Source organism: Leifsonia sp. 563 (genome assembly GCF_040545055.1).
GTDB lineage: Bacteria > Actinomycetota > Actinomycetes > Actinomycetales > Microbacteriaceae > Leifsonia.
This window is the reverse complement of sequence record NZ_JBEPLE010000001.1, coordinates 809699-821971: the sequence shown is the minus strand read 5'-3', so window position 1 is coordinate 821971 and position 12273 is coordinate 809699. Positions and strand designations below refer to the sequence as shown.

13 protein-coding genes are annotated in these 12273 nt (G+C 69.1%); 5 read left to right on the top strand and 8 right to left on the bottom strand.

The window, feature by feature from the left end:
* Window positions 1-99 precede the first annotated feature (99 nt).
* Window positions 100-1386, top strand: coding sequence for an adenylosuccinate synthase (locus ABIC47_RS04005; protein WP_018192391.1), 1287 nt, complete (start codon window positions 100-102; stop codon window positions 1384-1386).
* 80 nt (window positions 1387-1466) lie between these two features.
* Here the strand turns inward: ABIC47_RS04005 and ABIC47_RS04000 are convergent, their stop codons facing one another.
* Entirely contained in the window at window positions 1467-2747 is a 1281-nt protein-coding gene (locus ABIC47_RS04000; RefSeq protein ID WP_354477414.1) for a GNAT family N-acetyltransferase, read from the bottom strand.
* A gap of 61 nt (window positions 2748-2808) precedes the next feature.
* On the opposite strand from ABIC47_RS04000, the gene ABIC47_RS03995 reads away from it, so the two are divergent.
* The gene (locus ABIC47_RS03995; RefSeq protein ID WP_354477411.1) at window positions 2809-3114 is read left to right on the top strand and encodes a hypothetical protein; all 306 of its coding nucleotides are present in this window, start codon (window positions 2809-2811) and stop codon (window positions 3112-3114) included.
* A gap of 63 nt (window positions 3115-3177) precedes the next feature.
* Here ABIC47_RS03995 and ABIC47_RS03990 read toward each other — a convergent pair whose 3' ends face one another.
* The 5 genes from ABIC47_RS03990 to ABIC47_RS03970 form a co-directional block, all read right to left on the bottom strand.
* Window positions 3178-4098 (bottom strand): SDR family NAD(P)-dependent oxidoreductase, encoded by a 921-nt coding sequence (locus ABIC47_RS03990; protein WP_089878268.1) that lies wholly within the window; start codon window positions 4096-4098, stop codon window positions 3178-3180.
* Between the two features lie 3 nt (window positions 4099-4101).
* Window positions 4102-4416 (bottom strand): chorismate mutase, encoded by a 315-nt coding sequence (locus tag ABIC47_RS03985; RefSeq protein WP_018192386.1) that lies wholly within the window; start codon window positions 4414-4416, stop codon window positions 4102-4104.
* 17 nt (window positions 4417-4433) lie between these two features.
* Window positions 4434-5765 carry an FtsX-like permease family protein gene (locus ABIC47_RS03980; RefSeq protein ID WP_354477407.1) on the bottom strand — a complete coding sequence of 444 codons (1332 nt, stop codon included), beginning with the start codon at window positions 5763-5765 and terminating at the stop codon, window positions 4434-4436.
* A complete protein-coding gene (locus ABIC47_RS03975) occupies window positions 5762-6472 on the bottom strand; it encodes an ABC transporter ATP-binding protein (protein ID WP_354477404.1) in 711 nt (236 codons plus the stop codon). The genes ABIC47_RS03980 and ABIC47_RS03975 overlap by 4 nt, the downstream gene beginning before the upstream one ends.
* Before the next feature lie 98 nt (window positions 6473-6570).
* Window positions 6571-8049, bottom strand: coding sequence for a glycosyltransferase (locus tag ABIC47_RS03970; protein WP_354477401.1), 1479 nt, complete (start codon window positions 8047-8049; stop codon window positions 6571-6573).
* Window positions 8050-8368: 319 nt separating this feature from the next.
* On the opposite strand from ABIC47_RS03970, the gene ABIC47_RS03965 reads away from it, so the two are divergent.
* Window positions 8369-9007 (top strand): hypothetical protein, encoded by a 639-nt coding sequence (locus tag ABIC47_RS03965; RefSeq protein WP_354477398.1) that lies wholly within the window; start codon window positions 8369-8371, stop codon window positions 9005-9007.
* A 64-nt stretch (window positions 9008-9071) separates the two neighbouring features.
* On the opposite strand, the gene ABIC47_RS03960 is transcribed toward ABIC47_RS03965, so the two are convergent.
* Window positions 9072-9491 (bottom strand): NAD(P)H-dependent oxidoreductase, encoded by a 420-nt coding sequence (locus tag ABIC47_RS03960; protein ID WP_354477395.1) that lies wholly within the window; start codon window positions 9489-9491, stop codon window positions 9072-9074.
* Window positions 9492-9581: 90 nt separating this feature from the next.
* Between ABIC47_RS03960 and ABIC47_RS03955 the strand changes: the two genes are divergently transcribed.
* Both ABIC47_RS03955 and ABIC47_RS03950 read left to right on the top strand, forming a co-directional pair.
* On the top strand, window positions 9582-9743 hold the full coding sequence (locus tag ABIC47_RS03955) for a hypothetical protein (RefSeq protein WP_354477392.1): 162 nt from the start codon (window positions 9582-9584) through the stop codon (window positions 9741-9743).
* Between the two features lie 143 nt (window positions 9744-9886).
* Window positions 9887-10924 carry a hypothetical protein gene (locus ABIC47_RS03950; protein WP_354477389.1) on the top strand — a complete coding sequence of 346 codons (1038 nt, stop codon included), beginning with the start codon at window positions 9887-9889 and terminating at the stop codon, window positions 10922-10924.
* A 636-nt stretch (window positions 10925-11560) separates the two neighbouring features.
* Here the strand turns inward: ABIC47_RS03950 and ABIC47_RS03945 are convergent.
* Window positions 11561-12250, bottom strand: coding sequence for a CE1759 family FMN reductase (locus tag ABIC47_RS03945; RefSeq protein WP_354477386.1), 690 nt, complete (start codon window positions 12248-12250; stop codon window positions 11561-11563).
* Window positions 12251-12273: the final 23 nt, after the last annotated feature.

Here is a 12273-nt window from a genome sequence, read left to right as displayed (position 1 = left end):
TTGCACAGTTGTGTGCAACTTTACGGGTCGCGATAGGATCGAGTGCGACGGTCGTCCGCGTGGCGCCGACGTGTTCCAACCACCGAGAGGACGTGAAACGTGCCCGCGATCGTGATCATCGGCGCCCAGTGGGGTGACGAAGGCAAAGGCAAGGCGACCGACGTCCTCGGCAGCCGGATCGACTACGTCGTCAAGTTCAACGGCGGCAACAACGCCGGGCACACGGTCGTCGTCGGCGACGAGAAGTACGCCCTGCACCTCCTCCCCTCCGGCATCCTGACCGAGGGCGTCACGCCCGTCATCGCGAACGGTGTCGTCGTCGACATCGAGGTGCTGTTCGAGGAGCTCGACGCCCTGATCGCTCGCGGCGTCGACGTCTCCCGCCTCAAGGTCAGCTCGAACGCGCACGTGATCACCTCGTACCACCGCACCATCGACAAGGTGACGGAGCGCTTCCTCGGCAAGCGGCAGATCGGCACCACCGGTCGCGGCATCGGCCCGACGTACGCGGACAAGATCAACCGCGTGGGCATCCGCATCCAGGACATCTTCGACGAGAACATCCTGCGGCAGAAGGTCGAGGGCGCCCTCGACCAGAAGAACCACCTGCTGGTGAAGGTCTACAACCGCCGCGCGATCACGGTCGACGAGGTCGTCGAGCAGCTGCTCGAGTACGCCGAGCGCCTGCGTCCGATGGTCGTCGACAGCTCCCTCCTGCTCAACCAGGCGCTGGAGGAGGGCAAGTACGTGCTCTTCGAGGGCGGCCAGGCGACGATGCTGGATGTCGACCACGGCACCTACCCGTTCGTCACCTCCTCCAACTCCACCGCCGGCGGCGCTGCGACCGGCTCGGGCATCGGCCCCAACCGGATCGACCGCGTCATCGGCATCGTCAAGGCGTACACCACGCGCGTCGGCGCCGGTCCGTTCCCGACCGAGCTGTTCGACGAGTGGGGCGAGTTCCTGCGCGAGCGCGGCTTCGAGTTCGGCACCACCACGGGTCGTCCGCGCCGCACCGGCTGGTACGACGCCCCCGTCGCCCGCTACACCGCGCGCGTCAACGGGGTGACCGACTTCGTGCTCACCAAGCTGGACACGCTCACCGGCATCGACCGCATCCCGGTCGCGGTCGCCTACGACGTCGACGGCGTGCGCCACGACGAGGTGCCCGCCTCGCAGAGCGACTTCCACCACGCGAAGCCGATCTACGAGGAGTTCCCCGGCTGGACCGAGGACATCAGCGGCGCCCGCACGTTCGAGGACCTCCCGAAGAACGCGCAGGACTACGTGCTCGCCCTGGAGCGCCTCTCGGGCGCCCGCATCTCCGCCATCGGCGTCGGCCCGGCCCGCGACCAGATCGTGGTGCGCCACGACCTGATCGACTGAGTCAGGCGCGTTATTCCGGTTTGGCGGCCCTATTCCGGAATAACCAAGGGCTATTCCGGGCTACCGGACCGCGACGCCCGTCAGAACCAGGTGCTCAACCGCGGCGGGACGGCCGTGCGGAAGAGGCGGTCCAGCGCATCCACGTCGCCCTCGATGCGGCCGGCCAGGCCGAGCCCGCGTGCCAGGCCGTGCCCGAGGTAGACGCTGCCGAGGGATGCGACCGGCAGGGTGACATCGGCAGCGTCGTCGGTCGGGGAGACCTCGGCGCGTCCGTCCGTCACGGTGAGCCGGAAGCGGCCGGCGGCGAGGCCCAGGTCGTCCGTCACGTCGAGCACGAGCGAGCCGTCGCGTTCGTACGTCCGCGCCTGCAGTGCTGCGGGGACGTCGAGGATGCGCACCCAGAGGTGGTCCTCGAGGTCGGTGACCCGCGCGCCGCGGATGTCGGAGACCAGGGCGGGAAGGGGCTCGTCGACCCCGCGGGTCCACACCTTCACCGTGGCGACCAGGTCGAGGTCGAGCAGGTAGCGCCAGAGGGCGGTGAGTGCCTCATCCGTCGCGGCCGCCAGGTGGTTCACCTCGACGGTGTGGCGCGTGAAGTCGTCGTCGCCCTTGACCACGTACGAGACGAAGCCCTCGGGCTCGCCCGACGGGGAGTCGTAGCGCACAAGGCGGTACTTGTCAGCGTCGGGGCTGCCCTTGAGCGGACCGATCAGGCGGTGGGCCAGGTACGGCTCCAGCCCGATCTCGCCGGGTCGGCCGGCCATCACGGCGTCGAGCACGCGCTCGCCGGTCTCGCGATACTCCTCCGGGTCGGTGAACGACAGGCGGCCCGGCGTCTCGCCGCCCGCCCAGCGCACGCGCTTGGTGTCCACGTTCCAGGCGGTCGCGAACGTCGCGGGGCCGAATCCCCATCGCCCGTAGATGACCGACTCGGAGACGGTGAGGATGGCAAGCGGCACGCCGAGAGCATGTGCCGCGCGCAGCTCCCCGCCCAGCAGCGCACGGGCGATGCCGCGCCGGCGGTGGGTGGGCGCGACGGTGACCGAGCTGATCGCCCAGGCGCCGACGCGCTGGCCGCCCGGGACGGTGAGCGGTGCGACCCAAGAGTTCACGGTGCCGACCGGTTCGCGGGAGGGGATGGCGTCGTCGTAGACGCCGGTGGTGCGGCGGCGGCCCAGGTAGCCGCGCGCCTCCTCCAGCACCTCGTCCTTCGGACGTTCGCTGTGGAAACCGCGGAAGTCGGCGCGGATCCAGCCGTCGAACGCGGCGGGGTCGGAGGTGTCGACGAGGGTCAGGCGGAGTCCGCCCGCCGCGAGGTCGTTCTCGGAGGTCGGATCGATGGGCTGGGTGAGGTAGTCCATCCCTTCACCGTATCGGGCCGGCCGTGACAGCGGCAGGTCCGCGGTCGGCTAGCGTTGAGGCATGAAGGTGCGCGGTCTCATCCAGAGCAGCGAGACACAGGAGCTCACGGCGGAGGCGGACGACGCGCAGTCGGCCCGTGCGCTCATCGAGGAGCAAGTGCCCGAGGGGTTCGACCTTCTGCAGGTGCACAACGCCATGCCCCGCGGCGGTCGTGTGATCGCGAAGGCGATCATCCGCGAGGCCGCCATCGAGGAGATCGAGGCGGAGGGCGCCGACTACGCCGCCGCCCGGGACGCGCTGCGCGCCCGAGTGCCGTCCACGCACCGCCTCCTCTCGATCGTCCCCTTCGAAGCCAACGGCTCCTGAGTTTTTCGCACGAATCGCCTCCGATCGAGCGAAAAACTCAGGAGCTGTTCGCTTGTTAGCGGCTCAGAGGGGGAAGGGCTGCTCGGCGGCTCGCTCGAAGAGCGGCCAGAGGGCGGCGCCGAGGCGCGGCGAACGGGATGCTCTGGTCGCCGGCGCGTGCACCGGTGCGCCCTTCGTCCACAGCGCGGGCCCCAGGTAGTCGCCGCCGCCGATCGACGGGTCGAGCACCGCGCGGACCGGCGCGTGCGCGCCCTCGTCCTTGCCCTGCGTCCACGCCGCCTGCAGGTTGTCCGCGAACCGCTTCAGCCGTGACGGCTGATTGACGCCGCGGATTCCGGGTGTCCGCCCCGAGGTCGAGTAGCCGGGATGCACCACGATGCTCTGCACGTCCGACCCTGCCGCGCGCAGCCGGCGGTCGAGCTCGAACCCGAACACCTGCGCCGCGATCTTCGAGCCCGCGTAGGCGCGCCACGCGGTGTACGAGCGCTCCAGCTGGAGGTCGTCGACACGAACGCGGCCGAGCCGCGACGCCAGCGAACCCAGCGTGACGATGCGCGATCCGGGGGTCCGCTGCAGAGCCGGGATGCTACGTGCGACCAGGCGGAAGTGTCCGAGCACATTCGTGGCCAGCACCAGCTCGTTGCCGTACTCGTCGGTCTGCCGGGTACGCGGCGGGTGGACGATCCCCGCGTTCAGCACCAGCGCATCCACCCGCTCGTAGGCGAGGAGGGCGTCCGCCGCCGCGTCGATCGACCGCCGGTCCGTGACGTCCAGCGGCAGCGCCTCGACGCGGGCACCGGGCACGCGGCGGCGGATGGCCGACACCGCCGCTTCCGCGCGTTCCGGGTCGCGGCAGCCGAGCACCACCCGGGCGCCGGCCGTCGCGAGCTGCTCCGCGGTGAAGTAGCCGACGCCCGCGTTCGCACCGGTGATGACGACCGTGCGTCCGTGGGCGTCCGGCAGGGCGGATGCGTCCCAGCCCATGCGCTATCTGCCGTTCTCGCCGGCGATGCGCTCGTGGTGGTGGATGACCTCCGCGATGATGAATGTGAGGAACTTCTCCGCGAACGCGGGGTCGAGGTGACTCTCCTCGGCCAGGGCACGGAGGCGCTGGATCTGCTCCTTCTCGCGCTCCGGGTCGGCCGCCGGGAGCCCATGCTCGGCCTTCAGCGCACCCACCTGCTGCGTGAACTTGAATCGCTCCGCGAGCATGTGGATGACCGCGGCGTCGATGTTGTCGATGCTCTGCCGGATGCTGTGCAGCTGCTCAAGCGCAGCCGCCACGTCGCTGTTTTCGGGCATGCTTCGACCCTACTGGGTCACAGACTGGGGGATGGCTCCGCGAGCACCCGCGTGAGAACCGGCCGCGTGGCCCGCAGGGCCGCCCACACGAGCAGCACACCGGCGGCGAGGCACGCCGCCACCGTCACCAGTGTGAGCGGGGACAGCAGGAGGCTCATCCCGGTGAGCGGCAGCACCACGACCGCCGCCGTGACCGCCGACCCGATCGCGGTCACCCGCAGGGGCGACAGGATGGCGCGGCTGCGCGCGGCGTTCATCTCGGCGACGGGCATCCCGATCCGGTCGAGGCTCACGTAGAGGTCGCGGCGGTCGAGGATGGCGGCCGCCTGGTTCACGCCGGCCGAGCACGCGACCATCAGGAACGACGCGATGACGGTGATGAGCACGCCGGTGCGGATGTCCGCGACCAGCAGCCGCGACTGCGGGTCGCCCGAGTCGCCTGCCGCATCCATCAGGGCGACGCCGACGCCGGCGAACACGGCCATGAAGCTGGTCATCGCGACGCCGGACACCTGCCGCCAGGCGGCCTTCGGCGATTCGAGCACCACCCGAGCCGCCAGCAGGCGTCGAGCGGTCCGCGCCCGGCGGGCCTGCCCGGAGGCGACCAGCCGCAGGACCCACGGGCCGATGAGGTTCAGAACGGCGATGCTCCCGCCGAACCCGACGGCGAGGACGACCATCACGATCCCGACATCGGCCACCGCCCGCAGCGCGGTCATGGCGACGGCGACGACCGCCACCACTCCGACCGTGATCAGGACGCGCACCCAGTGCACCCGTGGCGCCTGCTGCCGCGTGCGCACGCCGAGGGGAGACAGGATGACGCCGCGCAGCCCGACGACGGCGCTCACCGCGGCCAGAGCCCCGATACCGGCCACGGCCACCGCCACCCACAGCGGGGACAGCAGGATGGACATCCCGAGCGGCTCGCCGCGGAACGGGATGAGCGCCACCAGGGGCGACACGAGCAGCGCCACCAGGGCACCCGTGATCGCCCCCACGAGCGCGAGCACGGTCGACTCGATGACCGTCAGTGCGGTCACCAGTGCAGGCGTCGCGCCGAGCAGCCGAAGGCTGGCCAGCCGGTCGTCCCTCCGTCGCGCCGAGAGCCGTGCCGCGGAGCCGCCGAGCGCGACGAGCGGCACCACGAGCAGGGAGAGGGCGATGACCGCGAGCACCTGGTAGAGGCCCGCGATGTCGTCCGTCCACGAGAAGAAGGCTTGCGCTCCACCCGCGACGATCAGCAGCAGCGCCGTCACGACGGCGAAGGCCACGACCGGCAGGATCACGGTGGAGCGGGCGGAGACACTGCGTCGGCCGAAGAGCCACGCGAGCCGCAAGGTCGTCATCGGGCGTTCACCTCGTCCACGATGCGCCCGTCGGCGAGGCGGAGGACGCGCGAGCACCGTGCGGCGACGGTCTCGTCGTGCGTGACGACGACGAGCGACCGGCCGCGGTCCGTCGTCGAGCGGATGAGCGCATCCATCACCTCGGCGGACGTCTGCGAGTCGAGGGCGCCGGTCGGCTCGTCGGCGAACACGACGGCGGCTCCGGTGGTCTGTGCGCGGGCGATCGCCACGCGCTGCGCCTGACCGCCCGAGAGCTGGCCGATGCGGCGCGTCTCGTACCCGGCGAGGCCGAGGGTGGCGAGCCACATCGCGGCCGTCTGCTCTGCGGCGCGGCGATCCGTCCCGGTCAGCATCAGGGGAAGGGCGACGTTCTCGATCGCCGTGAGCTCGGGCAGGAGCAGCCCCTGCTGGAACACGAAACCGAACGCTTCGCGCCGCAGTCGCGAACGACCGGCCTCATCCAGCGCCGTGATCTCGAGCGGGCCGGTCGCGGTCGCCAGCGACACCGATCCGCTGTCGGGCGTGATGATTCCGGCCAGGCAGTGCAGCAGGGTGGTCTTACCCGAGCCGGACGCGCCCATGATGGCGACCGACTCGCCGGGAGTGACCCGGAAGTCGACGCCGGCGAGCGCGACGGAGGGGCCGTAGGACTTGGTGAGCGCGGTGGCGACGATGGCCGGGGGCGCAGCAGCGGGAACTGAGGTCATGCCTCCAGCCTGGCCGCGGGACGGAAAGCAGGCATCGGCCGGGAGGCCCGTCGCTGCGCGGGCGGGTCATCCGGAGGATGTCATCCCGCGGTACCACGTCAGCCTGCGGCGACCCGGCCGACCTTCTCCGTCTTGTCCCAGCGCGCCTCCGCGCCCGCGAGCTCCTTGAGGTACGAGTCGAAGGTGATCGCGCACAGCAGGGAGCCGTATCCGGCCAGGTAGATCAGCGCGGGCGACAGCCAGCGGCCGGCGCGGACCTTCTCCGCCTTGCGAGCGAGCCAGGCGACGACCATGGAGAACGGGATCCAGATGTAGATCGCGAGCGTGATGGTGAACAGGGCCGGCTCGCTCAGCGTCACGCCGAACAGCCCGGGCAGCCACACCAGCATGACCGGCGGGAAGAGCGCGGTGATCATGACGAGCATGTTGATGATGCCGGGGAACAGCAGGACGTGGCCCAGCTCGTGCCTGGTCGACCTCCCGTCGGTCTGTGCTCCCAGGATGAGCACGAAGAGGTAGGCGAGCGCGGCCGAGATCCACAGGATGCGGAACACCGTCGTGGCGACCCCGTCCTGGAGGAACAGCAGACCGGCGAGCCCGATCGACGACAGGATCATGATGAGGGGGAGCAGCCAGAGGCTGAACCAGACGATGCCGAAGCTGATGCCGCCCAGGTGGTGGAGGCGGGACGGGCGGAACCACACCTTGGAGTACCGCGCGGTGACGGTGACGTTGCCGCGCGCCCAGCGGAGACGCTGCTTCCACAGGGCGTCGACAGCGCGGGGCTCCTCGGCGAGCACGTGTGCGTGCGGTTCGAAGACGACCTTCTTGCCGAGCAGCTGGGTCTCGAACGTGGTGATCGTGTCCTCCGCCAGCGACGACGTGTCGATGCGGCCGCCGATCGCGAGCAGGTTCTCGCGGGTGTGCAGCTGCGCGCCGCCGGCGAGGCACGCCTGTGCGCCCAGCACGTTCTGTGCACGGCGGGCAGCCGGCTGCGAGAGCACGTACTCGACGCTGATGAACTTGGTCAGGTAGTTGCGGTCGCTGCTGCCCTCGCTGATGTACGCCGACACGGCGCCCACGTCGGGGTCGGCCAGGTGCCGGGTCATGCGCCGCAGCGACTCGGGGGTGTAGATGACGTCGGCGTCCATGATGAGGAGCGCCTCCATCCAGTCGTCCTCCAGCACCTTCGCGATGCCGTGGTTGAGCGTGTGCGCCTTGCCCTGGCCGCCCTGTTCCCGGCGGAGCAGGTGGACGTTGCCCGGGTACAGCTCTGCGCGACCCCGGACGACCTCGGGGGTGTCGTCGGTGCTCGCGTCGTCGACCACGTAGATGCGCAGGGCGCCGCGCGGGTAGTCCAGTTTCATCAGCCGGTCGATGGATGCGCCGATCACCGCTCCCTCGTTCCATGCCGGAACGACGATCGCGACCCGCGGAAGGTAGGGGGCGGCCTTCTTGTAGTGGTTGATCCAGGCGTGGAAGGGGATGACGACGAAGGTCGCGGCCGCGGCGATGACCGGGATGAGCCCGGTGAGCGCGAGGACGAGGCACACGACGACGCCGATCGTGTGCAGCACGCTGAGAATGTCCAACCCCAAGACCTCCCTGTTCTACCCAGACCCTATCGCCCCTGCCTCGCGCGGCCGCGAGCCGCAGGGCGGGTGGCGCGGCGGCGTGTTCGCGAGGGGAAAGGCGCACAGCCGTGCGGGACGTTGATCGGGCTCCGGTCGCTCGTTAGGGTGAGGTCGAGTCGAGTCGAGTCGAGTCGGTCCGGGTTTCGGGTGCAGAGGGCCGGCCTCAGGGGGGCGTCATCCAGTCATGAGCGGTGCGACGACGCTTCGGCCGACGGACGAAGCTCTGCTCCGCGTCACGACGCTCGACGAGAGCGACCGCCCGGTGCGTCTTCTGACGGACGACTGGAAGTTGGTGGACGAGCTCGACGTCGCCGTCGAGCGGGCGCGCTCGCCGTTGCGTCGCGCATCGATTACCGCGCGCCTCGGCGACGCGGCGGTCATTCTCATGGCGTTGGCCGCCTGCATCATCGTCGGCATTTCTGCCGTTCCGAACCCAGCGAAACGGCCGATCATCGTCGCCGTTTTCGTGCTGGCGGCGGGTATTGAACTAGTCCGCCTCGAGTATCCGGGCTACCGCAACAAGCGGGCACGGATGCGGGGGCCGAGCATCGCGCGTCCGGTCTACTTCGCGGGCGGTTCGCCCTACTCCCGCCGCCGGCTCGTGCTCGGTCGGCGTTGCCTCTTCCTGATCTCGGAAGACGGTCGCATCTCCCAACTCCCGTGGAGCGACATCTCGGTGGTCGGGCTGGATTTCCGCATGTCCGGAGCCGTGATGGTGATGGCGGTGGACGGTGGATTTCTCCCGCTGGCGACCTCCGGGCGCGTCGGCGGTGCGCTATCGCTGGTGTGGGGCGGAAATTGGTGGGGTCGGCACGAGCAGTTCCGGACGTCGCTGAAGGACGACCTGGAACGCACCGGCGTACCCGTCGCCGTCATCGACTGGTCGGCTGTCGCGATCTGAGCCTTGCCTGGCCGCACACGACGACGGGCCCCGGTCGCCCGAGGCCCGTCGTTTCGTTCTGCTGCTACTTGCGCGCGCCCGGCAGCGTCCCGCCCGCGGCGAGGCGCATGAGGTCGGAGCCGAGGTCGATGCCCAGCTCGTTTCCGCCGGCCGAGCCGAACTCGTGCTGGTAGCTGTCCCACGACGTGTCCGTGATCTTGGACTCGACCTCGGACTCCATGAGCACGACCAGTTCGCGGGCGGCGCGGTCGATGCGCTTGCCGAGGGCCTTGTCCTGCCAGTCCTCGGTCGATGCGAACACCGAAGTCGGCGTCGTCATGGTCCGGAGGAACGCGAACAGCGACCGCATCTCGCCGTCGACGACGAGCGCGTGGCGGGCGGTGCCCGCGGTCGCGCCGAGCACGACCGGCTTGGCGATCAGCAGGTCGTTGTCGAGCACCTGGAAGAACGAGGTGAACAGCCCGCTCGGTCCCGCCTTGTACACCGGGGCGGTCGCGATGATGCCGTTGCTCTCTTACGGGACCGACTGACTCGGCTTCGCCATCTCGTCATCGCCGTCGCGTTCATCGGCCCGGTGCGCGATCCGATCCGCGACATCTGGGTGCTGCGCTTCGGGATGATCGCCTGCGTCATGGTGATCCCGTTCCCCTTGATCGCAGGCACGGTGCGCGGCATCCCGTGCGGCTGGCAGCTGGCCACACCGCTCCCGCGATCTGAACACCCCTTCGACCGGTGAGTCCCTGCTGACCACGCGCAGCGTCGAGCGTTGCTGAAAAAAGTCCACGGCTCGGCGTCATGAACTGAGGCTGGCTGCGTCTAAAGGAGTAACAGGCCTAACCGACCAGGAGTAGTGAACTGCCGACCGTTCCTGTTTGCCGGGTGACAGACAACCCCAGTTCATTTCGTTCGGTGTTGAACGAAGAGAAAGACTCAATGAAGAAGTTTCGTGTACTGATGCCTGCCGCAACGCTGGCCGGGGTCTGCGTTATCGCGGCAAGCCTGACCGGGTTCGCCGCGCTGGACGCTGAGGAGGTCAACGCAGTGGATGCGGTGGCCGCGATCCAAGGTGTCGCGCCTGAGTCGCTTTCCGGCCTTGCCGCGACGAGTAGGGACAGCGTCACCGCCGCGGCTGCCACCGTCGAGGGCGGCAGGGTTGTGGTCCCGGCTGACCCGACCGACGGCCTCTCCCTCGGGGACTCGGTTCAGATCGGGTTGCCGTTTGCCCAGCACGCGTCCGACGCGACGGACTCGCAGCTTCCCGGCGTCGTGGCGTACGACAACAAGAACGGCTCGACCACCGTCCCGCTCATCAAGGCCGACGGAACCCTGCAGATCAATACGGTGATCGACAATGCCAACGCTCCGAGACGGTACGACTACCCGATAGGCGTTCCCCAGGGGGCGACCCTCACGCAGGATGCGAACGGTACTGTTGCGGTTGTCGCAGCGGACGGGTCGCCGCTGCGGGTTTTCGGTGAAGCGTGGGCGAAGGACGCCAACGGCAGCCCGGTGCCGACCCGCTACGAGGTGCACGGAAGTACCCTCACCCAGGTCATCGAGTTCAGCGAGCACACAGCGTTCCCCGTCATCGCTGACCCGTCGACCGGTGTGTACTCGTACAACTGCGTGCTTCAGAACGGCAGCAGCTACTTCCTTAAGCCGGGGACCGCGCTCAACACATGCAAAGGTTCGTATCTGCAGAAGTACATCAACGGCGCAAAGGTCCAGACCATCGCGCTTACCGGCTACGGGACCCCCGCGAACCCCAAAGCGTTCGGCACCCCCGACTGTTACATTGCGATCGGTGTTGGGCTGGGAACGCTCTATGGTCCCGGCTGGTTGGTCCGCTTCCTTTCCGGTGCGATCGGATACGTTGCTACCCAGGGACTGCCCAATATCACTGCTTGTCGAGGATGAAAAATGAGTAAGTCGCATGACCTTCCCCGTTGGATGAGGTGGTCGTTTGGTTTGCCACGGCTCTGGACCGGATTCGCTTGGCTTGGTCTTGCAGCATGCGTGACCGTCTTTGGCATCACGGCCAACAACACCGCTTCGTATGTTTTCGGGGGGTTGGCCTGCCTGTTTGGTGTGATCTTTATCGTCATCGCCACTCACGATAAGAAGTACAGGGTTGGGCGATACCGGCGTCTCGACTGACCGCCCGTCACCGCGCAGCCAGTCCCCTGGACACGTTGTCCGGGGGGCTGTGCTGTTTCTACTAGCATGCGCGCGAGCTGGTGCCGAGGCCGGCCTGTGGTGCGCATCTCCCCGGCTGCGATTGCAGCTGCGGTGGCACGGGCGGAAGTTCGCGGGAGATTCCCCGTACTGCGGGTGGATGCTGACGGGGAAGTAGTGGTCCGGCTCGAAGGCGCCGTAGCCGTCGCGCAGCAGGTAGTCGATAGTTCCTCCGCACGGCCAGCAGCGGGCGGCTTGGCACAGCAGCCGAAACTCGGTGCGCAGGATGGCCGTGCGCCTACCTCGCCTACTGGCTCGCCCGGCGCTGGAACGCGAACAGGCGCCCGCCCGCGAGGGCGAGCGCCTGCCGGTCGCCGGTCAGCGGGTGGTGGGCAGCGTTCCGCCCGCGGCGAGGCGCATGAGGTCGGAGCCGAGGTCGATGCCCAGCTCGTTTCCGCCGGCCGAGCCGAACTCGTGCTGGTAGCTGTCCCACGACGTGTCCGTGATCTTGGACTCGACCTCGGACTCCATGAGCACGACCAGTTCGCGGGCGGCGCGGTCGATGCGCTTGCCGAGGGCCTTGTCCTGCCAGTCCTCGGTCGATGCGAACACCGAAGTCGGCGTCGTCATGGTCCGGAGGAACGCGAACAGCGACCGCATCTCGCCGTCGACGACGAGCGCGTGGCGGGCGGTGCCCGCGGTCGCGCCGAGCACGACCGGCTTGGCGATCAGCAGGTCGTTGTCGAGCACCTGGAAGAACGAGGTGAACAGCCCGCTCGGTCCCGCCTTGTACACCGGGGCGGTCGCGATGATGCCGTCGGCCGACTTCAGCGCCTCGATCGCCTTGGTGAACTTCGGCCCCAGGTGCCCGGACGCCAGGGCGGCGCCCAGCTCCGGCAGGAGCTCGCGCAGGTCGAGGTTGAGCGTCTCGACCGTGCGTCCGTCGCGCTGGGCGGCCGCCTCCACGCGCAGGGCGAGGCGGTCGGCGAGCATCTTGGTGGACGACGGGTCGCTGACGCCCGCGTTCACCACGACGACGCGGAACGGCCGCAGGTCTGATGTGTTCATGGTCTGTCCTTGTCTCGATCGAT